Source organism: Enterobacter sp. MEB024 (genome assembly GCF_030209635.1).
In the GTDB taxonomy this organism is placed as follows: Bacteria; Pseudomonadota; Gammaproteobacteria; order Enterobacterales; family Enterobacteriaceae; genus Enterobacter; species Enterobacter ludwigii.
In genome coordinates this window covers 47,796-74,263 of record NZ_JARVRQ010000004.1, presented here as the reverse complement: position 1 = coordinate 74,263, position 26,468 = coordinate 47,796, and the positions used below count along the sequence as shown (strand labels likewise).

The window sequence follows — 26,468 nt, the reverse complement described above, 5'->3', positions numbered from 1 at the left end:
GAGTACAGCTATGTATCACCTTCGAGTACCGCAAACGGAAGAAGAGTTAGAAGCCTATTACCAGTTCCGCTGGGAAATGTTACGCAAGCCATTACATCAGCCAAAAGGGTCTGAGCGCGACGCCTGGGATGCGATGGCCCATCACCAGATGGTGATGGACGAAGAGGGTAACCTCGTCGCCGTCGGGCGTTTGTACATCAATGCCGATAACGAAGCTTCAATCCGCTTTATGGCGGTTCATCCTTCCGTGCAGGATAAAGGCCTCGGCACCTTGATGGCGATGACCCTTGAGTCTGTCGCCCGTCAGGAAGGGGTTAAGCGCGTCACCTGTAGCGCCCGCGAAGACGCCGTCGAATTCTTCGCCAAACTCGGTTTTGTTAACCAGGGGGAAATCACCGCCCCGCAAACCACGCCGATTCGTCACTTTTTGATGATCAAACCCATCGCTACGCTGGACGATATTCTCCATCGCGCCGACTGGTGTGGGCAGCTCCAGCAGGCCTGGTATCAGCACATTCCCCTGAGTGAAAAAATGGGCGTGCGTATTCAGCAGTACACCGGGCAAAAATTCATTACCACCATGCCGGAAATCGGCAATCAGAACCCCCATCACACCCTGTTTGCCGGCAGCCTGTTTTCACTCGCCACGCTGACCGGCTGGGGGCTTATCTGGCTGATGCTCCGCGAACGCCATCTTGGCGGCACCATTATTCTGGCCGATGCCCATATTCGTTACAGCGCGCCGATCAGTGGTAAGCCGAGCGCCGTTGCCGATCTTGGCGCACTTGGGGGCGATCTCGACCGCCTGGCGCGCGGGCGTAAAGCGCGCGTACAGATGCGCGTTGAGCTGTTCGGCGATGAAACGCCGGGTGCCGTCTTTGAAGGTACCTACATCGTTCTTCCTGCGAAGCCGTTTGGCGCGTTTGAAGAGGGTGGAAACGAAGAAGAGTAGGCTCCGGCGTCCCGGCATGATTGCCGGGCTAATTCCCCGCGCCGATCCGTCTGGCAATATCCCTCAAAAGATCGCGCGCAGACGGGCTGACCCCGCCAAGCTGGAAAAATCCATGGATAACCCCCAGCCACCGCTGAGCCGTACACGTGACGCCTTGCTCAGTCAGGCGCTGATATAGCGCTTCACCTTCGTCGCAAAGCGGATCAAACTCGGCAGTAATGATGTGCACGGGAGGCAGGCCGCTAAAATCCTTTCGCCAGAGCGGGCTCGCTTCAGGATGCTGGCGTTCCGTGTTGGCCAGATAGAGCTCATATCCGCTCAGCAGCGTATCGCGGGTGATGACGTAATCCGCGCCGTTACGGGTATAACTTTCAAAAGAGGCCGTGGCATCCAGCATTGGGTAGATAAGAATGAGCTGCGCCGGCTGCCAGAGTCCGGAAGACGTGAGCCGCAGGGCAGTCACCAGTGCCAGATGGCCTCCTGCGCTGTCCCCGCACAGGGTGATACGGTTTTTATCCACGCCAAACATATCCGCGTATTGCCAGATCAGATGTGCGCCTCTTTCTGCATCATAATGAGCGGCAGGGTAGGTATGTTCAGGAGCAAGTCTGTACTGGATCGCAATGACGCGGCAGTTGCCATAAAACGCTAACTGGCGCAGTTGATTATCGTGAGTATCGAAGCCGCCGCTGATAAAGCATCCCCCGTGGTAGTAGATAACGGTCGGCAGCTTTTCAGCAGCATCTGGCGGAGAGAAGACGCGATATGTGATGCCTTCGAGGTTCAGCGTCTCTACGTCAACGCGCGTTTCTGTCTCACCGGCAAGCGCCGTGCTGGCAATATAGCCTGCTCTCCGGTCATCAATACTTTGGCTACGCGCAGAAGGGCGTCCTGCTGCGATGAACGCCTGAACCAGCGTATCAATCCCTTTTTCGAGTGCCATGTGGGTCCCTTCAATCTGTATGAATATACAGTGTTATAACTCAGTTTGTTGTCGAGTTAAACAGGGAAAATGAGGCTGAAAACGATTCTGGAAAGCGGCTCGCAAAAGTAAACATGAATGTTAAATTTGGCTTTAGTCCTGAATAACGCACGTGTAGTTTGCCTGCACAGTGATGCTGGAAGATATGCGAGAGGAAGGCGAGGATGTTTCAGTCAACCAGATACAGGCCGGGCAAACCAACGTTGCCCGGCACTGTGAGTGGGGATTACTCCCCTTCACCCGGGAACAGGAACGGGTTAATAGAGCTGCGAGCAAAGCCCTCTTGCTCCATTTTGGCGTCCAGAATCAGCGAGGCGAGATCGTCGGCGACGGCTTCGACTTTCGGGTCTTTTTCCTGATAAAGGATCTTCAGGTAGGTACCGCAGTCGCCGCAGCTTTCAGCTTTGATCGCCGCGTCTTCATTTTCCAGCGACCAGTAGTTGAGATCGCGCGTCTGCTCGCAGTTGCTGCATTTAATACGCACCACGTGCCACTCGGTTTCACACAGGTTGCAGTGCAGATAACGCAACCCCTGAGTGGTACCGATCTGCACCATGCTGGACACCGGCATTGAGCCGCATACCGGGCAGAATTGACGCGCTTCGCCGTATTCGGCGCGGGCTTTACCCGGGATCAGGCTGGCCATTTGCGCCCAGTAAAGCGACAACGCCGCCCAGATGAACGGCGCTTTGTCGCTGCTGACCAGGGAGAAATCGGACGCAAACAGCGCGCTCGCCATCTCTTCCAGCTCCTGATCGGAGGCTTTTTCCAGATTCTCAATGACCGCCAGCGCGGTACCGCTCATCTCGGGTTTCAGCTCGGCAATCAGGGAGTGCAGCAGCGTATGCCAGTGCTTATCGCGCGGCAGAACGTGGATATCCAGCGGAGGCTTACCCTGCTCGCTGGCCTCTTTGATGCGCGCGGTCAGGTCAATTTGCAGCGGGTGGTCGTACAGCACCACTTCCTGCGCATGGGCAACCAGCGCGGCAAAACGCAGAAAATCACCCAGTGGGTTGTTCTCTGCCAGCTCGCGCAGACGCTCTGCGCGGCGGTTATAGAGGTTCTTGAGTCTGGGGAATAACAACGGCGGAATATAATCCGCCGTGCGTTTCTCGCTCGAACCCAGCTCATCTTGCGGGATTATGCGAATACTCATTCAGATGACTTTTCCTGTTTCTGGCGGACCTCTCGGTACCAGCGCGGGTGATGTTTCTTCGCCCACGTACTGGTTACCCAGCCTTCCACCATCGCGGTAATGGTGCCTTTCACCCAAAGGGCGGCGTAAATATGCACCATGATAACCACAATTAACGCCACTGCGGCAAATGAATGCAGCATCAGCGCGAATCGGATCACCGGGATTGAGAAAGCAGGCGCAAAATACGGACGCCAGATGATCACGCCGCTCACCAGCAACAGGACCAGGAAGATAATCGCCGCCCAGAATACGCACTTCTGGCCGAAGTTATAACGCCCGGTATCACCCACTTCCTCGTTGACGACGATCTTACGAATATTCTTCGCCCAAAAGATATCATCCCGATTGATTAGGTTATGGTGCCAGTATCGGAAAAACATGATGATGAACGACGCGAACATGATGACGCCAACAAACGGGTGCAGTATACGCGCCAGTTGTGGTGTCCCCATGATCTGCATCAGCCAGTTGAAGGAGGGGAAGAAGAACCCCAGCCCGCTTATCGCCGCCAGCATGAAGCAGAAGGCGGTGACCCAGTGGTTAATGCGTTCCGGCGCGGTATAGCGCACGATGGTGTCACGTTTTTTCATTTGCGCACCTCGTCTTTCTCTTCATGCAGGTTGTCGTCTTCCTCTTCCGCGCGGTTCGGACCGACACCGACATAGTGGAAGATGCTCGCTGCGAAGGTGGCAGCAAAACCCACCGCTGCCAGCGGTTTCCAGATGCCTTTCCAGAACTTCACGGTCGCGCTGATTTCCGGGTTCTCCGGCAGGCCGTGATACAGATTCGGCTTGTCTGCGTGGTGCAGCACATACATCACGTGCGTGCCGCCCACGCCGGCCGGATCGTACAGGCCTGCGTTGTCGTAGCCACGGGTTTTCAGTTCGCCCACGCGTTCAGCCGCCAGCGTTTTCATATCCTCTTTGGAACCAAAGTGGATAGCGCCCGTCGGACAGGTCTTCACGCACGCAGGCTCCTGGCCGACGTTTACACGGTCTACGCACAGCGTGCATTTGTAGACGCGGTTGTCTTCCGGGTTCATGCGAGGGACATCGAACGGGCAGCCCGCTATGCAGTAGCCGCAGCCAATGCACTGCTCGGACTGGAAGTCGACGATACCGTTAGCATACTGAATGATAGCCCCTTCTGACGGACATGCCTTCAGGCAGCCCGGATCCGCACAGTGCATACAGCCGTCTTTGCGGATAAGCCATTCCAGTTTGTCGTTCTGTTCCACTTCCGAGAAACGCATCACCGTCCAGGACTTGGCGGTCAGGTCAGCCGGGTTGTCGTACACCCCGACGTTGTGACCCACTTCATCACGGAGGTCGTTCCACTCAGAACAGGCCACCTGGCAGGCTTTACAGCCGATACAGGTGGTCACGTCGATAAGCTTCGCCACTTCCTGCTGGTGGTCCCGCGCCTGAGGCGCGGGCGTGAAACCGTTAGTCGCGGAACGACGGATAATGTCTTGAGATTGATAAGCCATAAGTCGTCTCCGTTACACCTTTTCCACGTTCACGAGGAAGGCCTTAAACTCCGGCGTCTGCGTGTTCGCATCACCGACGAACGGCGTCAGGGTGTTCGCAATGAACCCTTTCTTCGCCACGCCCTCATAACCCCAGTGAATCGGAATACCGATGGTATCCACCTGCTGACCGTGAACGTTCAGCGTGCGAATACGCTTGGTCACCACCGCCTTGGCCTTGATGTAGCCACGGTTAGAAGAGACCTTCACGGTATCGCCATGGGCAATGCCGAGCTTGTTCGCCAGCTTCTCGCCGATCTCCACAAACTGTTCCGGCTGCGCGATAGCGTTAAGCAACGCGTGCTTGGTCCAGTAGTGGAAGTGTTCGGTCAGACGGTAAGTGGTGCCCACATACGGGAACTTGTCTTTTTTACCCAGCGCGTCGAAATCGCCCTTAAAGATGCGGGCTGCCGGGTTAGAGACCACGTTCGGGTGCAGCGGGTTGGTGCCCAGCGGCGTCTCAAACGGCTCGTAGTGTTCCGGGAATGGCCCTTCCGCCATCTTATCGATAGCAAACAGGCGTCCCATCCCTTCAGGCTGCATGATAAACGGCCCGACATCGCTGCCTGGAGGGGCAGTACTGTAGTCCGGAATATCCACACCGCCCCATTTCGCGCCGTCCCATTTCAGCAACTGACGCTTCGGATCCCACGGATTACCCTGCGGGTCAGCGGAAGCACGGTTGTAGAGAATGCGGCGGTTCAGCGGCCATGCCCAGGCCCAGCCCAGCGTATTGCCGAGGCCTGACGGGTCAGCATTATCGCGGTTGGCCATCTGGTTACCTTTCGGCGTCCAGCTACCGGCAAAGATCCAGCAGCCACTGGCGGTCGTGCCGTCATCACGCAGGTGCGCGAAGGTACTGAGCTGATCGCCTTTCTTCGCCAGCACCGTCCCGGTGGCCGGGTCGATAACATCTGCCAGCGCTTTACCGTTGCTCTCCATCGCCACTTCTTCCGGCGCTGGGTTTTCCGGCGTCGAGTAGTTCCAGGTCATGTTCAGCACCGGTTCCGGGTTCGCACCACCTTCTGCCGCATACATCTTACGCAGGCGTAAGAAGATACCGGCCAGGATCTCGCCGTCGTTCATGGCGATGCCCGGGGCGTCCGCACCTTTCCAGTGCCACTGCAGCCAGCGGCCGGAGTTCACGATGGAACCGTTCTCTTCCGCGAAGCAGGTAGAAGGCAGACGGAACACTTCAGTCTGAATCTTCGATGGGTCAACATCATTCGACTCACCGTGGTTCTGCCAGAAGGTCGACGTCTCGGTGTTGAGTGGGTCAATCGTCACCAGGAACTTCAGTTTCGACAGCGATTCAACCACCTTGTTCTTGTTCGGGAATGAGGCGACCGGGTTAAAGCCCTGGCACAGATAGCCATTCACCTTGCCCTGATGCATCATCTCGAAGTACTGCAGAACGTCGTAACCTTTGTCCCACTTCGGCAGCCAGTCAAAGCCCCAGCTGTTTTCCGCTGTCGCTTTGTCACCGAAGAAGGCTTTCATCATCGAGACGAAGAACTTCGGATAGTTGCCCCAGTAGTTCACCTGACCTTCGAGCAGCGGTTTAGGCGTGCTGGCTGTGAGGTAGGTTTGCAGGTCGGTCTGTTTTTCGCTTGGCAGGTTCATGTAACCTGGCAGGCTTTGAGACAGCAGACCAAGGTCGGTCAGACCCTGGATGTTGGAGTGACCACGCAGGGCGTTCACGCCGCCGCCAGCCATCCCCATGTTGCCGAGCAGCAGCTGAACCATCGCCATGGTACGGATGTTCTGCGCGCCGACAGAGTGTTGGGTCCAGCCGAGCGCGTAGAGGAACGACGCCGTTTTGTCTTTCGCGCTGGTTTCGGCGATAAGCTCGCACACCTTCAGGAAGTCTTCCTTCGGCGTACCACAGATGTTTTCGACAACGTCCGGCGTGTAGCGGGAAACGTGCTCTTTCAGCAGGTTCCACACGCAGCGCGGATGCTGCAGCGTCGTATCACGCTTCGCAAAGCCTTTCTCGTCCAGCTCATAGTTCCAGCTGGTCTTGTCGTATTTGCGTTTTTCGGCGTCATAACCGCTGAACAGTCCATCTTCGAAGTGGTAATCCTCACGCACGATCAGGCTGGCGTTGGTATAGGCTTCGGTGTATTCGCGGTTATATTTTTCGTTGGTCATCAGGTACAGCAATACGCCTGACAGGAAAGTGATGTCAGTACCTGAACGAATAGGGGTGTAGAAATCCGCCACTGACGCAGTACGCGTAAAGCGGGGATCGATCACAATCAGTTTCGCACCGTTGTGGATTTTGGCTTCCATCGCCCAGCGGAACCCGACAGGGTGCGCTTCAGCGGCGTTACCGCCCATCACCACAATAAGGTTGGCGTTCTTGATGTCGACCCAGTGGTTGGTCATCGCACCGCGACCAAATGTTGGAGCAAGACTTGCTACCGTTGGTCCGTGTCAGACACGCGCCTGGTTGTCGACCGCGAGCATACCGAGTGCACGCGTAAATTTCTGGGTTAAATAGCCGGTTTCGTTACTGGAAGCAGACGCACACAGCATCCCGGTGGAGAGCCAGCGGTTGACGGTGACGCCTTCAGCGTTCTTCGCAATAAAGTTGGCATCGCGGTCTTCTTTAATCAGTTTAGCGATGCGGTCAAATGCGTCTTCCCAGCTGATTTGCTGCCATTTATCGGAACCTGGCGCACGATATTCAGGGAATTTCAGGCGGCTTTCGGAGTGGATAAAGTCAACCAGGCCGGCACCTTTCGGGCACAGCGCGCCGCGGTTGACCGGATGGTCCGGGTCACCTTCGATATGGAAGATAGACGCTTTGGCGTTTTTAGCACCGTCGCCGAGGCTATACATCAACAGCCCGCAACCGACAGAGCAGTACGTACAGGTATTACGGGTTTCACGGGTGCGCAGCAGTTTATATTGCCGCGTCTCCGCCAGCGCTACACCGGGTGCAAAACCCAGTGCCGCCGCCGTGGTGCCTGCCATACCGCCAGCGCAGATCTTAAAGAACTGCCTTCTGCTGACCTGCATGGGTCACTCCTTGTTTCGACATTGCTTACATATGTAGTTTTGACTTCGCGGTTAAACGGTGACCGCAAAGGAGAAAAATTTGCGTTAATCCCTCAGTTCTACGAGGGATATCATCAGAATACCACAATGTCGGTACGCCTGTTCCAATGGCGTTAATACAAAGTGAACGTATTATCACTGTGTTGATTATAAAGTGTGACACGAGTCACATTATTGCCCCGGCATGTTAAAGGGCTGTATCACCGCCTCGGTTGCGCCTCTCCCAAATGAGTAGGTAAACTTGATGAGGATGGGTGCTGAAAAGTTGATCCATACTATGCGTATGGCCTGCGGTTTGTGATGCAATAGCAGGCTCACCTCCGTGGTTGTTCAGGAATACCGCTGTGTCTAAACAAAACCGTGTTACCCACTCGTCGCCACTGCCTGCCGGTATCGTGGAACTGTCGGTACACAGACCGCCCCACATTACCCACACCACGCCTGATTTTCTGGCGGAGGAAGTGCCCGTTGCTCTGGTTTACAACGGTATTTCCCATGTGGTGATGATGGCCTCGCCCAAAGATCTGGAGCTGTTCGCGATTGGTTTTTCCCTCTCGGAAGGCATCATTGAGCACCCGCAAGAAATTTACGGCATGGATGTGGTGAAGGCCTGCAACGGCCTTGAAGTGCAAATCGAACTCTCAAGCCGCCGCTTTATGGGGCTCAAAGAGCGGCGACGCGCGCTGGCCGGGCGTACCGGATGCGGGGTTTGCGGGGTAGAGCAGCTCAATGATATCGGTAAGCCTGTCGCACCTCTGCCGTTTACCCAGACCTTCAATCTGGCCCATCTCGACCATGCCCTTGAACATCTGAATGACGTGCAACCTGTCGGCCAGCTGAGCGGATGCACGCATGCGGCGGCATGGGTTCTGCCATCGGGCGATATTGCCGGGGGGCATGAGGATGTCGGCCGCCATGTGGCGCTGGATAAACTGATGGGCCGCCGGGCGCGTGAAAGCGGCCTCTGGCAGCAGGGGGCGGCACTGGTCTCCAGCCGCGCCAGCTACGAGATGGTGCAAAAGTCGGCGATGTGCGGTGTTGAAATCCTTTTTGCCGTATCGGCCGCGACCACGCTGGCGGTGGAAGTGGCGGAGCGCTGTAATCTGACGCTGGTGGGGTTCTGTAAGCCGGGAAGGGCGACGATTTATACCCATCCGCAGCGTTTAATAGTTAATCAGTAAATTTGAAAAAGAATAGCAAATCCTTCCGCTTTTAGTTGTTCATGATGAGGTCTACTATTTATCTCATCAAGGCACGGTGCCTTAAATAAACAACTAATTGAAAGGGTTTATATCATGAAAAGCATCAAAACTTTTGTCGTAGTAATCGCTCTGGCTACGTCTTTCGGTTCTTTCGCTGCACAGACTGTGACCGCAACCGCCTCTACCATTGATGGCGCAGAAGCGAAAATTGCTGCACAGGCTCAGGAAGCGGGCGCGTCATCTTACAAAATTACGCAGGCGTTTACGGGTAACCGCGTACACATGACCGCTGAACTGAACAAATAAGCTGCCACACCGTCGAAAGAGCGCCCCCGGGGCGCTTTTTTTATTGGATACCCGCCAGGCGCAGCATTGCAGTCACGACCGCTGCCGCCACGATCACCACAATTAACGGCATTTTTCGCCATGCCAGAAACACTGCAAACGCCACGCCCAGTACGCGCGCCATACCGGCAAAATGCTCACCTTCATAGAAGGTGGTCGCCAGCGCGACGGAAAACAGCAAAACCGTTGCCGCATCTGAAAGCAGAGCCTGAGAGCGGTCTGACAGCGCCAGTCGGTTGCCGAGTTTTGCCCCGCCGAGACGCATTAAATAGGTTCCCACGGAAAGCACGGCGATACCGAGAATAAAGACCGTCATATTCCCCATTATTTTTTCCTCGCAGCAAGACCCAGTAAAGAGAGCAGAACCGGTAAACCCACCGGGGCAAACGGCACGGCGGCCAGTGACAATGCAGCACCGCTGCAGGCGCGGATCAGGGTGGTGCGATTTTTAAAAGCCGGCACCACTAACGCCAGTAAAATCGCCGGGAATACCGCATCCAGCCCGATGGTTTCAAGGTCCGGCAACAGTTTGCCAACCATGGTGCCCAGCAATGTACCCAGCGGCCAGACGATCGCCACGCCTAAACCGCATAACCAGTAAGCCGCCTTACGCTGTTCGGGTGTTTTTTGCGACAACCCGAACACCACGCTTTCGTCGTTCATAATGTGGCAACCCAGAAAACTCAGGCCACGTTTACCCACCAGTTCACGCACCGTCACCCCAAACGGTACATGGCGTGCATTAACCAGTAATCCGGCAGCCGCCGCCGCCAGAGGGTTACCGCCGCTTGCCACAATGCCGATAAACATAAATTCAGAGGCACCCGCCAGCACGGTAATGGAGAGTAAAAACGGGACCCAGACCGGGAAACCGTAGGCCATTGCCAGCGAACCATAGGACATCCCGACGACGCCTACCGCGAGACACACCAGGATGATTGCTTTTATCGTGTCGCCTTTCAGGATTGAGAGATGATGCTTCATACAATTTTAGCCATATCGAACGTATTTCCATTATAATGAACGCATCAGAACCGTTTTTCAAGACGAACGATTCGTTCGATTTATAGAACAGAGGGGCCGTTTTTATGACGCAGCCAATCAGCGTGATCGCTAAAAGTCTGGTGCGAGAACGCCTGCGAACCGGACTTTCACTGGCGGAAATCGCGCGCCGTGCCGGGATCGCTAAATCCACGCTGTCGCAGCTGGAGTCCGGCAACGGGAATCCCAGCCTGGAGACGCTCTGGTCACTCTGTGTGGCGCTGGACATTCCTTTTGCCCGTTTGCTCGAACCGCAGCAGCCAACCACTCAGGTGATCCGCCGTGGAGAAGGAACGAAGGTGGTTGCCGGACAGGCTAACTATGAAGCCATTTTGCTGGCGGCGTGCCCGCCGGGTGCGCGTCGTGATATCTACCTGTTACTCACCCAGCCGGGTGCCGACCGCATTTCTCAGCCACATCCGGCAGGCTCAGTGGAGCATATTATTGTGACGCAGGGTAGAGCGCTGGTTGGTCTGATCGACGCGGCGGAAGCGCTTGGCCCGGGGGATTACATTTGCTATCCCGCTGACCAGCCGCATATCTTTAAGGCCCTCGAGCCGGATACGCACGCGCTTCTGGTGGCTGAACAAAATTAACGCAGATACGGAAAATCATGTCGCTTAAAGCCATTGCCAAAGAACTGGGGCTGTCTGTTACCACCGTCAGCCGCGCCCTTAACGGGTATGACGATGTCTCCCGCGAGACGCGCGCCCGCGTCGAAGCGGAGGCTCAGCGCCGTGGCTACCGGCCAAACACCTTCGCGCGTCGCCTGAAGATGGGCAAAATCGACGCCGTGGGTCTGGTTTTTCCGGTGCATCCTGTTCCGCTCAATAACAGCGTCTTTATGGACATGGTCGGCGAAATTAGCCACGAACTGGCGCGACATGAAATCGATCTCCTGCTGATTGCCGATGACGATCTGGCGGACAAGCACAGCTATATGCGTATGGTGCAAAGTCGTCGCGTGGATGCGCTGATTGTGGCGCACACGCTGGATCATGACCCGCGGCTGGAACAGCTTCAGGCCGCCGGTTTTCCCTTTCTCGCGCTCGGGCGTAGCCAGCTGCCGCAGCCCTATGCGTGGTTTGATTTTGACAACTATGCCGGCACGTATAATGCCACCCGCTGGCTGATTGAAAAGGGACATCGCCGCATCGCCTTGCTGGGTGAAAGCAACAATCAGGCCTTCATCACCCAGCGCCGCCAGGGTTATCTGGATGCGCTACGCGAAGCCGGGTTATCCAGCGAATGGCTGCGCGCCATGCCGCCTTCGCGCCGCGTGGGTTACGCCACGACGAATGAACTTCTCTCCTTGCCGCAGCCCCCCACGGCCATCATTACCGACTGCAACACTCACGGCGACGGCGCGGCCATGGCGCTGGCGCAGCGGGGTCTTCTCTGCGGTGAAAACGCCGTTTCGCTGGTGGTTTACGACGGCTTACCGCAGGACAGCATTGTCGATGTTGATGTGGCGGCGGTTATTCAGTCCACCCGCCAGGGCGTCGGGAAACAGATCGCTGACATGGTGCGTCAGTTGATTAACGGCGACGATATCGCTCAGCTACAGGTGCTCTGGCAGCCAGAGTTCTTCCCGGGCCAGACGGCCTAAACACAGCAAAATTCCAAAGCCGATCACAGAACCGAAACGTTTTGGTTTGTATCCGAAACGTTTCGGATCAACACTCAGATCATCCCGATGACAGGAGAGGTCTGATGCACGATTCCATTTTTCGACTCGAAAGTAAGGCGGTTGACCTGGTGATAACCACGCACCCGTTCGCCGAAATTCTCTACTGGGGGCCGCACCTTCACCACTTTTCACCGCAAGATGTGGTAAGTCTGTCTCGTCCTGTGGCGAACGGCAGGCTCGACGTTGACGCTCCGGTGACGCTGATGGCGGAGCTGGGACACGGTCTGTTTGGTTCGCCCGGTATTGAAGGGCACCGCCAGGGGCTGGACGGGTCGCCTGTCTTTAAAACCACCCATGTGCAGCACCAGGGGCAAACCCTGACGTTAACGGCGGAAGATGAACATGCCGGGTTGCGTCTGACCAGCGAGCTGGCACTGGATGCAAGCGGGGTACTGGTGGTGCGTCATGGTTTAACTAACCTGCGGGCGCAGGCGTGGCAGGTTGATCGTTTCGCCGTGACGCTACCGGTCGCTGAACGTGCGCAGGACGTGATGGCGTTCCACGGACGCTGGATCCGTGAGTTCCAGCCGCATCGCGTGAAGCTTGAACATGACAGCGTTGTGATTGAAAACCGCCGCGGCAGGACCTCTCACGAACACTTCCCGGCGCTGATCGCCGGTACGTCCTCATTTAACGAAATGCACGGCGACGTCTGGGGCGTGCATCTGGGCTGGAGCGGCAACCACCGCCTGCGTGCGGAAGTCAAAACCGACGGACGCCGCTATCTGCAGGCCGAAGCCCTCTACCTGCCGGGAGAAATGGCGATTGAAGAGGGGGAAACGCTCTGGACACCACGCCTGTATGCGAGCTACTCCGCACGGGGTCTGAACGGCATGAGCCAGTCGTTCCACCGGTATCTGCGCGACAACGTTATCCGCTTCCCTGAAAACAAACCGCGCCCGGTACATCTCAATACCTGGGAGGGGATCTACTTCAGCCATGACCCGGCGTACATCATGCGCATGGCCGATGAGGCTGCGGCGCTGGGCGTGGAGCGTTTTATCATCGACGACGGCTGGTTCAAAGGCCGTAACGATGACCACGCGGCGCTGGGTGACTGGTACCTGGACGAGAAAAAATACCCGGACGGGCTGACGCCGGTGATTAACCATGTGAAAAAGCGCGGCATGGAATTTGGTATCTGGATTGAGCCGGAGATGATTAACCCGGACTCGGATCTGTATCGTGCCCATCCCGACTGGGTGCTGGCGCTGCCGGGCTACACCCAGGCAACGGGCCGTCATCAACTGGTGCTCAACCTGAATATTCCGCAGGCTTTTGATTATCTGGTCGAGCGCATGAGCTGGCTGCTGGGCGAACATGCCATCGACTACGTTAAGTGGGATATGAACCGCGAACTGGTACAGCCCGGGCACCACGGCAAAGCCGCCGCGGATGCGCAGACGCGGCAGTTTTATCGTCTGTTAGACGTGCTGGGCGAGCGTTTCCCGCACATTGAATTTGAGTCCTGCTCCTCGGGCGGCGGGCGAATCGACTATGAAGTCCTGACCCGCAGCCACCGCTTCTGGGCCTCTGATAATAACGACGCGCTGGAGCGCAATACCATCCAGCGTGGCATGAGCTACTTCTTCCCGCCGGAAGTGATGGGCGCGCATATCGGTCATCATAAATGTCACGCCACCTTCCGCCAGCACAGCATTGCTTTCCGCGGCCTGACAGCACTGTTTGGCCACATGGGACTGGAGCTTGATCCGCTCACCGTCGATGCTCAGGAGCGTGAAGGCTATCGCCATTACGCCGCGCTGCACAAGCAGTGGCGGGAAGTCATCCATCACGGTACCCAGTGGCGCGTGGATATGCCGGATGCCAGCACGCTGGCGCAGGGTATAGTGAGCGAAGATAAAACGCAGGGGTTGTTTATGGTCAGCCAACTGGCCATGCCGGATTACACGCTCATGATGCCGCTGCGCATGCCGGGGCTCGACGCGCAGGCGCAGTACCGCATCACGCTGCTCGACCACCCCAACATTCGACTCACCGGTGAGGGCGGGCACACGATGCGCAAGCTGCCGGCGTGGATGGAAACGTCCCAGACGGCCAGCGGAGAGTGGCTGATGCAGGCGGGGATAGCACTGCCGATTCTGGACCCGGAAACCGCCATTCTGATTGGCGTTGAACGCGTGTAAGGGTGATGGGCCGGGAGACTGGCCCTCCGTTGAGGATAAAAATAATGAACACAACAACCTGTACCCACAAAGACAACCCTAACTTCTGGATCTTCGGGCTGTTCTTCTTTCTCTACTTCTTCATTATGGCCACCTGCTTTCCGTTTCTGCCGATCTGGTTGTCGGATGTCATCGGCCTGAACAAAACCCATACCGGGATCGTATTCTCCTGTATCTCGCTTTCGGCCATCGCCTTCCAGCCCGTGCTTGGGGTCATTTCGGATAAGCTGGGGCTGAAAAAACACCTGCTGTGGATTATCACGGTGCTGCTGTTTCTGTTCGCGCCGTTCTTCCTGTATGTCTTTGCGCCACTGCTGAAAACCAGTATCTGGCTGGGGGCGCTGAGCGGCGGTCTGTATATCGGTTTTGTCTTCTCCGCAGGTTCAGGCGCAATTGAGGCCTACATCGAACGCGTGAGCCGTAACAGCGTGTTTGAATACGGCAAGGCGCGCATGTTCGGCTGTCTAGGCTGGGGGCTGTGCGCTTCAACGGGCGGTATTCTGTTTGGCATCGACCCGTCGTATGTCTTCTGGATGGGGTCAGCGGCTGCGCTGCTGCTGATGCTGTTGCTGGTGGTTGCGAAACCGAAGCCAAACCAGACTGCGCAGGTGATGAATGCGCTGGGGGCTAACCAGCCGCAGATCACCGCCAGGACGGTCTTTAATCTGTTCCGTCAGCGCAGAATGTGGATGTTCATTCTGTACGTCATCGGTGTGGCCTGCGTGTATGACGTTTTTGACCAGCAGTTTGCCACCTTCTTTAAAACCTTCTTCGCAACACCGCAGGAGGGAACGCGAGCCTTTGGTTTTGCCACTACGGCGGGGGAAATTTGCAACGCGATCATCATGTTCTGCTCGCCGTGGATCATCAACCGTATCGGCGCGAAGAATACGCTGCTGATTGCCGGGCTGATTATGGCGACGCGCATTATCGGCTCGTCGTTTGCCACCACCGCGGTGGAGGTCATTGCCCTGAAGATGCTGCACGCGCTGGAGGTTCCGTTCCTGCTGGTGGGGGCGTTCAAATACATCACCGGCGTGTTCGATACCCGTCTGTCGGCCACTATCTATCTGATTGGCTTCCAGTTTGCCAAACAGTCGGCGGCGATTTTCCTCTCTGCTTTTGCCGGGAATATGTATGACCGGATCGGTTTCCAGGAGACCTACCTGATGCTGGGCTGTTTTGTACTGGCGATTACGGTGGTCTCGGCCTTTACGCTGAGCAGTAAGCAGGAGATTGCGGCGCGCCGCGCTGCGGTGGAGGCAAACTAACGCAGGACGCTGCCGCGGATGCGGCAGCGTTAACGCTTTAGGGCAGGTAAAACATCGCTTTCAGTTCGGCACTCACCGGGCTGTTGTCGGGGTTCGAGGGCATTACCTCACCCATGTATTTCCACCAGCGCTGACAAACGTCGGTCTTTGCCACCGCGTTCCAGCGCGCTTCCGATTCAATCTCAACGCTCGCAAACAGCAGGTTACGCGCCTCATCGAGATAGATAGCGTAGTGGTGCGCACCGTGGTCTTTTAATACCGCCTCCAGCTCTGGCCAGATGGGGTTATGGCGACGCGCGTACTCGTCGTGCGCGTCAGGGTTCACCTGCATCACAAATGCTTTGCGGATCATCATGCCTCCAGCCGCTTTCGCGGGCCGCTATGGGTACAAATCCAGTGCCGACTGCATCGGCGTGACGCCAAAGCGTTTACCGAGTGCAATCAGCTCTTCCCGGGTGATGGTCTGCTTCATGCCGCCCATCGACAGGACCTTCACCAGCACCTCGGCGGACTTCTCGGCGGTATCAATCAGACCAAACGTTTCGTCGAGCGTCGGCCCGCTGCCGAATACCCCGTGGAACGGCCACAGCACCAGGGAGTGTGACTGCATTTCGATGGCGGTGGCCTGGCCGATTTCGTCGGTACCCGGCACCATCCACGGCAGAATGCCGACCCCGTCGGGGAAAACCACCAGACATTCGGTGCTGCCTTCCCACAGCTTCCGCGTGAGGTAGTCGCTACTGTTTTCCAGCACGTAGGTCAGGGCGATCAGGTTAGTGGCGTGACAGTGCATGATCACCCGGTCCTTGCCGTGAGTTGCCTTGATACGCTCACAGTGAGAGAGGAAGTGCGCCGGGAGTTCAGACGTGGGCACTGCATCGTCCGTCAACCCCCAGAGGATGTGATAGCCTGCGCCGTCGCTGTCCACTCTCACCACCCCGAGGTTGGCCTGCGGGTCGAGCTGCACGTTACGGAAGAATTTGCCGGAACCGGTGACGATAAACGGCGTACTGGCGAGCTGCGGCATTGGCTGGCTCAGAGCGATATAGCGCGGCTTCTGATGGAACTCGGCGGCGAACGGTTCAATGTCGGCATCATCCAGGCGCAGCGTCAGGTTACCGCCGTTGCGCTCGTCCCAGCCTTTCAGCCAGGCATCGGAGGTGGCTTTAATCATGCCCTGGACGAACCAGGCGTTAGTGATGGTCTGCATAGTGTTTCATTTCCCGTGATCGTGGTGAGCGTTTCCCTCACCCCGGCCCTCTCCCACAGGGAGAGGGGGTAAAAGTGGTCTCTTCCACAGGAAGAGGGTGAGGGCATATTTATCCGCGCTGACTCAGCACGTCTTTCTCATATATCCGCACGTTATCCAGCCACTGACTGCCCGCTGGGGTGTCGTTACGCTGGCAGTACATCTCCCACACCGCCTGCCATGGCAGGGTTTTCTGCTCTTCCAGCAGCACCAGGCGCGCGGTGTAATCGCCGTTCTCTTCCAGCTGTTTCAGGGCGCTGGTGGGCTCCAGCAGCGCACGCAGCAGGGCTTTTTTCATGTTGCGGGTGCCAATCACCCAGGCCGCGATGCGGTTGATGGAGGCATCAAAGAAGTCGAGGCCAATGTGCACGCGGTCAAACAGATCGTGGCGAATGATTTCGCTGGCAATGGCCTGGGTTTCGTCATCCAGCAGCACCACGTGGTCGCTGTCCCAGCGTACGGGACGGCTCACGTGCAGCAGCAGGCGGGGTACGTAGAGCATGGCGGCGGAGATTTTGTCGGAGATCACCTCCGTCGGGTGGAAGTGGCCGGCATCCAGGCACAGCGCGGTCTGGCGGCTGGTGGCGTAACCCATGTAAAACTCGTTCGAGCCAACGGTGTAACTTTCCGCACCAATACCGAATAGCTTGCTCTCTACGGCGTCGATGTGGTGCGCCGGGTTCAGTTTTTCGCTGATGGCTTCATCCAGCGCCGCCAGCAGGCGTTGACGCGGGGCCAGACGGTCAACGGTGATGTCTTTCATGCCGTCCGGGATCCAGATGTTCATCACCGACGGCGTGCCGAGCTGCTCGCCAAAGTACGCGGAGACGCGGCGGCTGGCTTTTACGTGGTCAATCCAGAACTGGCGGATGTCGTCGTTCGCGTGGGCAAGGGTAAAACCGTCGGCGCTCAGCGGGTGTGAGAAGCAGGATGGGTTGAAATCCAGGCCCAGCTGGTTGGCTTTCGCCCACGCCACCCAGTTTTTAAAGTGCGCAGGTTTGATCTCGTGACGCGCGACCGGCGTGTCAGATTCCAGATAGATAGCATGCAGATTCAGCCGCTTAGGCCCCGGGATCAGGCTCAGCGCCAGCTCCAGGTCGGCGCGCAGCTCGGTGGCGTTACGCGCTTTGCCCGGATAGTTGCCGGTGGCCTGAATGCCCCCCGTCAGCGAGCCGCCCGGGTTTTCAAAACCGGCAACGTCGTCGCCCTGCCAGCAGTGCATGGAGACCGGCAGACGATCGAGCTGGCGCAGCGCCTCATCGACATCCACGCCGACGGCGGCGTAACGCTGTTTAGCCAGGTCCCAGGCTTGTTCAAGTTGAGTGGTCATGCGCAAAGCTCCTTAGTCAGTCGGTTTTGCTGAAACTGCGCCCGATAGCGGGCAATTTCATGGCAGGGATTGGGGATGAACGTGGTCAGCGTGGCGTTCACCGACACCACCGTGCGGAAATCGTCCACGCTGGCGAGTTCGTCCAGGGTCATGAGCTGAATGCCAATGTTGCCGAGCGTCGACGCTTCAATCGGGCCCGCCACCACGGTGATCCCGCAGGCATCGGCGCAGAGCTGGTTCAGAAGCTGGTTCTGGCAGCCGCCACCGACAATATGCAGCTGAGTGAACGGCCGGCCGCGAAGGTCGGCCAGCTCGCTCAGGATCTCGGCATACAGCAGGGCGAGGCTGTCGAAAATACAGCGTGCCAGTTCTGCCGGTTTCGATGGCACGGGCTGCCCGGCGTCGACGCAGGCGGCCTGGATTTCGGCGCTCATGTGCGCCGGGTTGATAAAGCGGTCATCATTAGGATTGATCAGGAAACTGCAGGCTTTCAGTCTTTCGGTGTCGGCAATAAGCGCGGGCAGGTCGGTAATGTTCTGCTCTTTAAGCACGCGCTGGAGCAGCCACAGACCCATGATGTTCTTCAGCACGCGGTAGCGCCCCTCGGCACCGCCTTCGTTGGTGATGTTCGCGGCCAGCGCGGCATCGCTGGTGTAGGGAGTTTTGCTCTCAAAGCCCATCAGCGACCAGGTCCCGGAAGAGAGGTAGGCGGCGTCGTTACCGGCAAGCGGTGACGCAATGACGGCGCTGGCGGTATCGTGACTCGCAACCGCCACCACCGGGATCGCATTACCCTGCGGGCACATCCATTGCCCGATCACATTGCCAGGATGCGTCGGCGTACCGAACCAGGAGGGTGAAGCCCCGGTCCAGGCCAGCAGGTGTTCATCCCAGTTATCGGAGTTGATGTTCACCAGTTGCGTGGTGGTGGCGTTGGTGTATTCCCAGTTCATGTTGCCGGTCAGGCGGTAGCTGAAGTAGTCCGGGATCAGCAGTGCATGCGCCACGCGGGGAACCAGCGCCGGCTGCTGTTCGACCAGCGCGCGCAGTTGATAGAGCGTATTGAATGGCAGGAACTGAATGCCGCTGCGGCCATAAATATTCTCTTTGCCAAGCCCGGCAATCGCACGCGCCATCAGGCCGTCGGTGCGGCTGTCGCGATAGGCTATCGGCAAACCAACGCGTTCGCCGTTGCTGTCCAGCAGGACGTAATCGACGCCCCAGGTATCGATGCCGATACTGTCGATACGGATACCCGCATCGCAGACCTTCTGCAGTCCGGTGCGGATCGCTGCCTCAAGGCTGTCGATATCCCACACCTCACAGCCGTCCTGCTTTTGCAGGCAGTTAACAAAGCGGTGCATCTCGCGAAGCGAAAGCGTCTGCCGCTTGCCGTCATAAGTGGCCAGCATTACACGGCCGCTGGATGCGCCGAGATCGACAGCCACGCAATGGCGAAAAGTCATGGTTGTGTCCTTCTTAAAGTCATTAGCGGTGAGTGTAAAAAAAGGAACCCATCACCACCTTCTCGCCAGTGACAGCGGTTTTCCGGGGCTGGCAAGAAAGCAAAGGTGAACGTGAGGGAGTTCACAGTTTCCAGGCGTGACGGGGTTTGCAGGCAGTGTGACGCTTACCGCATTTCCTGATCTTTCAGCCTGTTTCTTGAAAAACGGACAGTTTTTGCGAGGTTTACGGTCGAAAATTTAAGGTGAGGGGACGGGGCCTTAATTACTATTTTGAGAACATTTCTCATTGGTGGGGGCCGTTATGACCGTACTGCACAGCGCGGATTTTTTTCCTTCGGGTGGGTCGTCTGTCGCGATTGAACCGCGACTCCCTCAGGTGGCGTTCCCTGAGCATCATCATGATTTTCACGAAATTGTGATTGTTGAACACGGAACGGGGATCCATGTGTTTAACGGCCAGCCGTATACCATCAGTGGTGGGACGGTCTGCTTTGTGCGCGATCATGACCGGCACTTATATGAACATACCGACAACCTGTGCCTGACTAACGTGCTCTACCGTTCGCCCGATGCATTCCAGTTCCTGTCCGGGCTGAACCATCTCTTGCCGCAGGAGAAGGACGGCATCTATCCTTCACACTGGCGGGTGAATCAGTCCACGCTGCAGCAGGTGCGCCAGCTGGTGAGCCAGATGGAACAGCGCGACGAGGGACAGGAGACCCACGTCATCGCCACGCGTGAGCTGTTGTTTATGCAGCTGCTGGTGCTGCTGCGCCGCAGTAGCATGGTGGCCGGGCTGGAGAATAACGATGCGCGTTTGACTCAACTGATGGCCTGGCTGGAGGACCATTTCGCCGAGGATGTCTGCTGGGAAACGCTGGCGGATGATTTTTCGCTGTCGCTCCGGACCTTGCATCGTCAGCTGAAGCAGCAAACCGGGCTGACGCCCCAGCGCTATCTGAACCGTCTGCGCCTGATTAAAGCGCGCCATCTGCTGCGTCATACCGATGAGAGCGTCACGGATATCGCCTATCGTTGCGGTTTCGGCGACAGTAACCACTTTTCGACCCTGTTTCGCCGGGAATTTAGCTGGTCACCGCGCGATATTCGCCAGGGAAAGGACGCGTCACTGCAGTAACGCGAGGGTTGTCACCGTTTCCCGTGGGCAAAAACGCTAATAATGTCAGGTTATTTGCTGTCGAGGTGGTGTCGTGGTTGCTCAGTTAATGCTTCGCAAAGTGGATTTTTTTGCCTCCGCCGGCCAGGCCGTCGCGGTGGCGGATCGCTATCCGCAAAACGTCTTTGCCGAGCACACTCATGAGTTCTGCGAGCTGGTGCTGGTGTGGCGGGGCAATGGCTTGCATATCCTCAACGACCGGCCCTACCGCATTACGCGTGGGGATCTGTTTTACATCCGTGCTGAAGACAAACACGCCTACGCTTCGGTCAACGACCTGGTCCTGCAGAACGTGATTTACTGCCCCGACAGGCTGAAACTCAACGTCGACTGGGCGGCTTACATTCCGGGTTTTAATGATACGAAGTGCGCGGCGCACTGGCGACTGAGCAGTAACGGCATGACGCAGGTGCGACAGGTGATTTCTCAGCTGGAGCAGGAGAGCCAGAAAAGCGATCCTGAGGCTCACCAGATGGCAGAACTGCTTTTCGCCCAGCTGGTCATGACGTTGACGCGCCATCGCTACGCCATTGATAACCCGTCGGCTACCGCGCAGGAAGCCCTGCTTGATAAGCTCATCACCACCCTGGCGGGCAGCCTTAACAAAAGCTTTGTGCTGGAGAAATTCTGCGAGCAGGCGCAGTGCAGCGAGCGCGCGTTGCGCCAGCAATTCCGCACCCAGACCGGGATGACGGTGAACCACTATCTGCGCCAGCTGCGCATCTGCCATGCCCAGTACCTGCTTCAGCATACGGAACTGATGGTCAGCGATGTGGCGATGCGCTGCGGCTTTGAGGACAGTAACTATTTTTCGGTGGTCTTTAACCGCGAGGTGGGGATGACGCCGGTTCAGTGGCGTCATCGCAGTCGTAACGCGGCGTAATCAGTTCGCCATGCCGAGGCCCACAATGTTGGCCGCAATAATGATCACCACGCACCCCAGACTCAGCACGCCCACCGGGCGACGCCCGGCGTTGTTCCACTCTTTCAGAAGCAGACCCACCAGCCCACCGCACAGCACGTAGAAGCTCATGTGCAGCATCCAGCTCATATAGTCATACTGCGCCGGAATACTGGCGTGACCCCACGCGTAGAAGAAGAACTGGAGATACCACATCAGCCCGCCGAGCGCCGAGAGCAGCACGTTCCCGATAATCATCTGTTTAGCCAGCGAGAAGTCGGCTTTCAGTGACAAGGTCTTCACGTTTGCCAGACGGAAAAAACAGAAACCGAGGTTAACCACCGCTCCGCCACCCATGATCACCACGTAGCTTGGCAGTGCCACGTACAGCGGGTCGACGCCCAGTGCGGCAGCAGCTTCATGCATCGGTTTGGCGGCGTTCATCGCGAATGACATGCCTGCGGAGAAGATCCCGCACATCACCGCCAGCAGCAGGCCTTTCTTCAGGTTGAACTCTTCGGCTCTGATGCCCATTTTGCGCTCTTTCAGCTGCCCTGCGCGGGTGACAATGCCCACGCCAATGACGGCCACCAGCACGCCCAGCAGCGTCATCTGGCCGCCTTTGGTGTTGATCAGCACGTCGACGTTGCCGTTGAGGATCGGCGTCATCAGGGTGCCGACAATCAGCGTAATACCAATCGCGATGCCAATGCCCATCGACATGCCGAGGTAGCGCATGGTGAGGCCATAGTTAATGTTACCGACGCCCCACATGGCGCCAAAAAGAAAGACCGGCAGCAGGGTGGAGGCGTTAAAGGAGGAGAAGTAGCCCCAGAAATCCGGGAGCAGCATGGCGCTGATGGTCCAGGGAAGAATTATCCACGAGACCACACCGCCGACGGACCACATGGTTTCCCATGACCACTGTTTGACCTGTTTAAACGGGGCATAGAAACAGGCTGCACTGGCCGCGCCTATCAGATGCCAGAAAATACCCATCGTAATCGCATGATTCATGTTTACATCCTCATCGTTTTTATATGCCGGTGGCTTCCCACCGACTCGATGAGTGTAAAAATTAAGCAGTCGGGTAACCTTCGGAAGGTTGCCGCACTTTGGTTTTGAATGGCAATCAACGCGTTAACCGGGTGAGCAGACTCACAATTTCAGCAATAACCGAAAACCGAATAACCTTATAAAAACTACGGCATTGATAATCATTTTCAATATCATTTAATTAACTATAATGAACCAACTGCTTACGCGGCATTAACAGCTGTGCCGCCCGACAATAATGGAGAGGATTATGAGTTATACACTGCCATCCCTGCCGTATGCCTACGACGCACTGGAACCGCATTTCGACAAGCAGACGATGGAAATCCATCACACTAAACACCACCAGACCTATGTGAACAACGCGAACACCGCGCTGGAAAGCCTGCCAGAGTTCGCTAGCCTGCCTGTTGAAGAGCTGATCACCAAACTGGACCAGCTGCCAGCTGACAAGAAAACCGTTCTGCGTAACAACGCAGGTGGTCACGCTAACCACAGCCTGTTCTGGAAAGGTCTGAAAACCGGTACCACCCTGCAGGGCGACCTGAAAGCGGCTATCGAGCGCGATTTCGGTTCTGTAGACAACTTCAAAGCGGAATTCGAAAAAGCCGCTGCGACCCGTTTCGGCTCTGGCTGGGCGTGGCTGGTTCTGAAAGGTGACAAACTGGCGGTTGTTTCAACGGCTAACCAGGACTCCCCGCTGATGGGTGAAGCAATCTCTGGCGCATCCGGTTTCCCTATCCTGGGTCTGGACGTGTGGGAACACGCTTACTACCTGAAATTCCAGAACCGTCGCCCGGACTACATCAAAGCCTTCTGGGACGTGGTGAACTGGGACGAAGCAGCAGCGCGTTTCGCCGCGAAAAAATAAGGTTGCATTGACGCCTGTGAGAAGCGAGTCTGATGACTCGCTTTTTTTGTATCTGCAGAAAGGAGCAGCGATGCATTTTCCGGTGAATGTCTTTACAGGCAAGGTAAGGGAGTACGACGGTAGCCGCCCGAGCGCCATCGCCAAAGTTCAGGTCGACGGCGAGTTGACGTTAACCGACCTCGGGCTGGTGGGCGATGAGCAGGCCGAAAAGAAAATCCATGGCGGGCCTGACCGCGCGCTGTGCCACTATCCGCGGGAACATTATCAGCACTGGATAACCGAGTTTCCCGAACAGGCGGATATGTTTGTCGCGCCAGCGTTTGGTGAGAATCTCTCAACGGAAGGGCTGACCGAGAAAAACGTCTTTATCGGCGATATCTACCGCTGGGGCGATGCCCTGATTCAGGTGACGCAGCCGCGCTCGCCGTGCTTCAAACTAAACTATCATTTCGGCATCAGTGACATGTCTGCCCGGCTGCAGAGCGCGGGTAAAACGGGCTGGTTATATCGGGTGGTGCTGGCAGGTCAGGTATCGGCAGATGCGCCGCTGGTGCTGGCATCGCGCCTGAGTGATGTCTCGGTATATGACGCCTGCGCGATTGCCTGGCATATGCCGTTTGATGACGACCAGTACCATCGGCTTTTGTCCGCTGCGGGGCTGTCCACGAGCTGGACCCGAACGATGCAGAAACGCCGTTTAAGTAGCAAGATCGAAGATAATTCGCGGAGATTGTGGGGGAAATAGTTTCCCCGCAGGAGAGGCAAGCCGGGTCAGCGATACCGCCGCCCGGCTAAACGGCTACGAACGTTTATACAACGGCAGCCACAGCGTTAACCGCAACCCACCCAGCGGGCTGTCGTCGGCCTTCACCCAGCCGCGATGCTGCTGCATGGCGGTTTCCACAATCGCCAGACCCAACCCCGTGCCGCCAGATTCACGGTCACGCGCCTCGTCGGTACGGTAGAACGGACGGAAAATCTGTTCGCGGTCTTCCGGGCTTACCCCAGGACCATCGTCATCAACGATGATGGTGATCCCGTCTTTATCCACCGAGAAGGCTACTTCAATCTTCGTGTGCGAATAGCGCAGGGCGTTACGCACGATGTTCTCCAGCGCGCTTTCCAGCGTGTTGGGGTTACCGTACAGCGGCCATGGCCCCGGCGGGAAGTTGACGGTAAAGGATTTCCCCATCTGCTCCGCTTCGAACGCCGCGTTATCCAGCACTTCATGCCACAGGTGGTTGGCTTTCACCGTTTCGCTCACCAGCGCATTTTTCTGCTGATTGCGCGACATGACCAGCAGGTCGTTAATCATGCTGTCCAGACGATGCGCTTCCGTTTCAATACGTTCCAGCTCTTTGCTCTCACCGCTGCGGCGACGCAGCAGCGCGGTGCCGAGCTGTAAGCGCGTGAGCGGCGTGCGCAGCTCGTGCGAGATATCCGACAGCAGGCGTTGCTGTGCCGTCATCATGCGGTCGAGGGCGCTCACCATCTGGTTAAAACTGGTCCCCGCGGCAAGGAACTCCTGTGGACCGGCTTCCAGTTCAGGGTGTTGTCGCAGGTTACCCTGCGCCACTTCGTCCGCCGCGTTTTTCAGCTTACGCGCCGGTTTCGCCAGACTCCACGCCAGCCACAGCAGCAGCGGTGAGCTGACCAGCATGGTGACAATCAGCAGCAGAAGCGGACGGTCAAACAGCAGGTTGATGAAATCGGACTGGGAGTTGCTCGCCGGGCGGATCAGGTAAAGCTGGTAATTATCCTCGCCATCTCTGACGGAGAAGGGGCCTACCATCTCAACCCGACCGTATTTTTTCTTCTGAGGATGGTCGGCGTTATCCGCCTGACCAATGAAGTTACGGATGATCTGCATTTCATTGCGATCGGCGCCAATCACGCGCCCTTCGCTGGTCACCAGCAACAGGCGCTGGCCTGGCGGTGCCCATTTGTCGATAGCGCGAAACAGCCTGCGCCACCACATTAAATCGTTCGGCGGGTCGTTTGCCAGCTCGGCTTCCACGTGCTGCTCGATCATCACGCCCTGACGTTGCTCGCTGTCGAGAAGCTCCGTCATCTGGCGTGAGTCGAGTTTTGGCAACATCAAAACGAGCATTAAAACCAGTGCCAGCGTCAGCCAGAAAATGGCGAAGATGCGGGCTGTTAAGCTTCCTATCATGAAGCGGAAACCATCAGATAACCGCGACCACGCAGGGTTTTAAACCACGGGTGCCCGTCCTTGCGTTCCGGCAGCTTGCGGCGCAGGTTCGAGATATGCATATCGATGGCGCGATCAAACGGGGTGAGGCGTTTGCCAAGCACTTCCTGGCTCAAATGTTCACGCGATACCACCTGGCCGAGGTGCTGGGCCAGCAGATACAGCAGGGTGAACTCGGTGCCAGTCAGTTCCAGCGTTTCACCGTCAAAACTCGCTTCCTGACGGCCCGGATTCAGGCTCAGGGAGTCGACTTCCAGCGTCGGTGAACTGTTGTCGCTGTTCTGCTGCTGTTCGCTCCAGTGAGAGCGACGCAGGATAGCGCGAATACGGGCAACCAGTTCACGGTCGTTAAACGGCTTTGGTAAATAGTCATCCGCGCCCAGCTCAAGGCCAAGTACACGGTCAAGTTCGCTGCCGCGAGCGGTCAGCATAATTACGGGCGTCTGGTGTGTCTGGCGAAGCTCTTTCAACGTATCAATGCCGTTTTTCTTCGGCATCATAACGTCGAGCAAAAGTAAATCGATGCTGTCGTCAAGGAGACTCAGCGCCTGCTCGCCATCATGGGCAACCAGAACGTTGAAACCTTCCATGTCGAGCAACTCCTTTAAAAGGGATGTGAGCTCTCGGTCATCATCAACTAACAGGATTTTATTCATTGTTTAAATACCTCCGAGGCAGAAATTACGACATCAAGGCTATCTAATCCATGACTTTACGTTGTTTTACACCCCCTGACGCATGTTTGCAG

The 26,468-nt window shown here is 56.9% G+C and carries 25 protein-coding genes; 11 read left to right on the top strand and 14 right to left on the bottom strand.

The window, feature by feature from the left end:
• Positions 1-10 precede the first annotated feature (10 nt).
• Positions 11-952, top strand: coding sequence for a fatty acid biosynthesis protein FabY (fabY, locus tag QRN24_RS09425; protein WP_020883976.1), 942 nt, complete (start codon positions 11-13; stop codon positions 950-952).
• 28 nt (positions 953-980) lie between these two features.
• On the opposite strand, the gene QRN24_RS09420 is transcribed toward fabY, so the two are convergent.
• From QRN24_RS09420 to fdnG, 5 genes are all read right to left on the bottom strand, one after another.
• Complete coding sequence (locus tag QRN24_RS09420) at positions 981-1,895, bottom strand: alpha/beta hydrolase (RefSeq protein WP_284942651.1); 915 nt, start codon at positions 1,893-1,895, stop codon at positions 981-983.
• A 265-nt stretch (positions 1,896-2,160) separates the two neighbouring features.
• Positions 2,161-3,090, bottom strand: coding sequence for a formate dehydrogenase accessory protein FdhE (gene fdhE / locus QRN24_RS09415; protein WP_284942650.1), 930 nt, complete (start codon positions 3,088-3,090; stop codon positions 2,161-2,163).
• Positions 3,087-3,722 (bottom strand): formate dehydrogenase cytochrome b556 subunit, encoded by a 636-nt coding sequence (gene fdoI, locus QRN24_RS09410; RefSeq protein WP_014172232.1) that lies wholly within the window; start codon positions 3,720-3,722, stop codon positions 3,087-3,089. The genes fdhE and fdoI overlap by 4 nt, the downstream gene beginning before the upstream one ends.
• Positions 3,719-4,621: a formate dehydrogenase subunit beta gene (fdxH, locus tag QRN24_RS09405; RefSeq protein WP_014172231.1), complete on the bottom strand. Its 903-nt coding sequence runs from the start codon at positions 4,619-4,621 to the stop codon at positions 3,719-3,721. The genes fdoI and fdxH overlap by 4 nt, the downstream gene beginning before the upstream one ends.
• Before the next feature lie 12 nt (positions 4,622-4,633).
• A complete protein-coding gene (gene fdnG / locus QRN24_RS09400; RefSeq protein ID WP_088202997.1) occupies positions 4,634-7,684 on the bottom strand; it encodes a formate dehydrogenase-N subunit alpha in 3,051 nt (1,016 codons plus the stop codon).
• Between the two features lie 383 nt (positions 7,685-8,067).
• On the opposite strand from fdnG, the gene fdhD reads away from it, so the two are divergent.
• On the top strand, positions 8,068-8,904 hold the full coding sequence (fdhD, locus tag QRN24_RS09395) for a formate dehydrogenase accessory sulfurtransferase FdhD (protein WP_148577047.1): 837 nt from the start codon (positions 8,068-8,070) through the stop codon (positions 8,902-8,904).
• 114 nt (positions 8,905-9,018) lie between these two features.
• The gene (locus QRN24_RS09390; RefSeq protein ID WP_284942649.1) at positions 9,019-9,231 is read left to right on the top strand and encodes a YdgH/BhsA/McbA family protein; all 213 of its coding nucleotides are present in this window, start codon (positions 9,019-9,021) and stop codon (positions 9,229-9,231) included.
• 40 nt (positions 9,232-9,271) lie between these two features.
• Here QRN24_RS09390 and QRN24_RS09385 read toward each other — a convergent pair whose 3' ends face one another.
• Positions 9,272-9,595: an AzlD domain-containing protein gene (locus tag QRN24_RS09385; RefSeq protein WP_040018299.1), complete on the bottom strand. Its 324-nt coding sequence runs from the start codon at positions 9,593-9,595 to the stop codon at positions 9,272-9,274.
• Positions 9,595-10,254 carry an AzlC family ABC transporter permease gene (locus QRN24_RS09380; protein ID WP_040018298.1) on the bottom strand — a complete coding sequence of 220 codons (660 nt, stop codon included), beginning with the start codon at positions 10,252-10,254 and terminating at the stop codon, positions 9,595-9,597. Before QRN24_RS09380 ends, QRN24_RS09385 begins: the two co-directional genes overlap by 1 nt.
• A 104-nt stretch (positions 10,255-10,358) precedes the next feature.
• On the opposite strand from QRN24_RS09380, the gene QRN24_RS09375 reads away from it, so the two are divergent.
• The 4 genes from QRN24_RS09375 (at position 10,359) to QRN24_RS09360 (ending at position 15,458) form a co-directional block, all read left to right on the top strand.
• Positions 10,359-10,907 (top strand): helix-turn-helix domain-containing protein, encoded by a 549-nt coding sequence (locus QRN24_RS09375; protein WP_020883969.1) that lies wholly within the window; start codon positions 10,359-10,361, stop codon positions 10,905-10,907.
• Positions 10,908-10,924: 17 nt separating this feature from the next.
• Positions 10,925-11,920, top strand: coding sequence for a substrate-binding domain-containing protein (locus QRN24_RS09370; protein ID WP_014172224.1), 996 nt, complete (start codon positions 10,925-10,927; stop codon positions 11,918-11,920).
• Positions 11,921-12,024: 104 nt separating this feature from the next.
• The gene (locus tag QRN24_RS09365; protein WP_032680066.1) at positions 12,025-14,148 is read left to right on the top strand and encodes an alpha-galactosidase; all 2,124 of its coding nucleotides are present in this window, start codon (positions 12,025-12,027) and stop codon (positions 14,146-14,148) included.
• A gap of 44 nt (positions 14,149-14,192) precedes the next feature.
• A complete protein-coding gene (locus tag QRN24_RS09360) occupies positions 14,193-15,458 on the top strand; it encodes an MFS transporter (RefSeq protein ID WP_044857714.1) in 1,266 nt (421 codons plus the stop codon).
• A 37-nt stretch (positions 15,459-15,495) separates the two neighbouring features.
• Here QRN24_RS09360 and rhaM read toward each other — a convergent pair whose 3' ends face one another.
• The 4 genes from rhaM to rhaB form a co-directional block, all read right to left on the bottom strand.
• Positions 15,496-15,810: an L-rhamnose mutarotase gene (gene rhaM / locus QRN24_RS09355; RefSeq protein WP_047742314.1), complete on the bottom strand. Its 315-nt coding sequence runs from the start codon at positions 15,808-15,810 to the stop codon at positions 15,496-15,498.
• A gap of 27 nt (positions 15,811-15,837) precedes the next feature.
• Complete coding sequence (rhaD, locus tag QRN24_RS09350) at positions 15,838-16,668, bottom strand: rhamnulose-1-phosphate aldolase (protein ID WP_014172220.1); 831 nt, start codon at positions 16,666-16,668, stop codon at positions 15,838-15,840.
• Between the two features lie 109 nt (positions 16,669-16,777).
• Positions 16,778-18,037: an L-rhamnose isomerase gene (rhaA, locus tag QRN24_RS09345; protein WP_284942648.1), complete on the bottom strand. Its 1,260-nt coding sequence runs from the start codon at positions 18,035-18,037 to the stop codon at positions 16,778-16,780.
• Positions 18,034-19,503 carry a rhamnulokinase gene (rhaB, locus tag QRN24_RS09340; protein WP_284942647.1) on the bottom strand — a complete coding sequence of 490 codons (1,470 nt, stop codon included), beginning with the start codon at positions 19,501-19,503 and terminating at the stop codon, positions 18,034-18,036. Before rhaB ends, rhaA begins: the two co-directional genes overlap by 4 nt.
• A gap of 301 nt (positions 19,504-19,804) precedes the next feature.
• Between rhaB and rhaS the strand changes: the two genes are divergently transcribed.
• Positions 19,805-20,641, top strand: a complete 837-nt coding sequence (rhaS, locus tag QRN24_RS09335; protein ID WP_149377052.1) for an HTH-type transcriptional activator RhaS — start codon at positions 19,805-19,807, stop codon at positions 20,639-20,641.
• Positions 20,642-20,714: 73 nt separating this feature from the next.
• A complete protein-coding gene (rhaR, locus tag QRN24_RS09330; protein ID WP_014172216.1) occupies positions 20,715-21,563 on the top strand; it encodes an HTH-type transcriptional activator RhaR in 849 nt (282 codons plus the stop codon).
• On the opposite strand, the gene rhaT is transcribed toward rhaR, so the two are convergent.
• A complete protein-coding gene (gene rhaT, locus QRN24_RS09325) occupies positions 21,564-22,598 on the bottom strand; it encodes an L-rhamnose/proton symporter RhaT (protein ID WP_020883962.1) in 1,035 nt (344 codons plus the stop codon).
• A gap of 289 nt (positions 22,599-22,887) precedes the next feature.
• On the opposite strand from rhaT, the gene sodA reads away from it, so the two are divergent.
• The gene (gene sodA / locus QRN24_RS09320) at positions 22,888-23,508 is read left to right on the top strand and encodes a superoxide dismutase [Mn] (RefSeq protein ID WP_284942646.1); all 621 of its coding nucleotides are present in this window, start codon (positions 22,888-22,890) and stop codon (positions 23,506-23,508) included.
• Positions 23,509-23,578: 70 nt separating this feature from the next.
• Entirely contained in the window at positions 23,579-24,253 is a 675-nt protein-coding gene (gene yiiM, locus QRN24_RS09315; RefSeq protein ID WP_025202749.1) for a 6-hydroxyaminopurine reductase, read from the top strand.
• A gap of 54 nt (positions 24,254-24,307) precedes the next feature.
• Here yiiM and cpxA read toward each other — a convergent pair whose 3' ends face one another.
• Both cpxA and cpxR read right to left on the bottom strand, forming a co-directional pair.
• Positions 24,308-25,681 carry an envelope stress sensor histidine kinase CpxA gene (gene cpxA, locus QRN24_RS09310; protein ID WP_010436910.1) on the bottom strand — a complete coding sequence of 458 codons (1,374 nt, stop codon included), beginning with the start codon at positions 25,679-25,681 and terminating at the stop codon, positions 24,308-24,310.
• Entirely contained in the window at positions 25,678-26,376 is a 699-nt protein-coding gene (cpxR, locus tag QRN24_RS09305) for an envelope stress response regulator transcription factor CpxR (protein ID WP_014172213.1), read from the bottom strand. The genes cpxA and cpxR overlap by 4 nt, the downstream gene beginning before the upstream one ends.
• Positions 26,377-26,468: the final 92 nt, after the last annotated feature.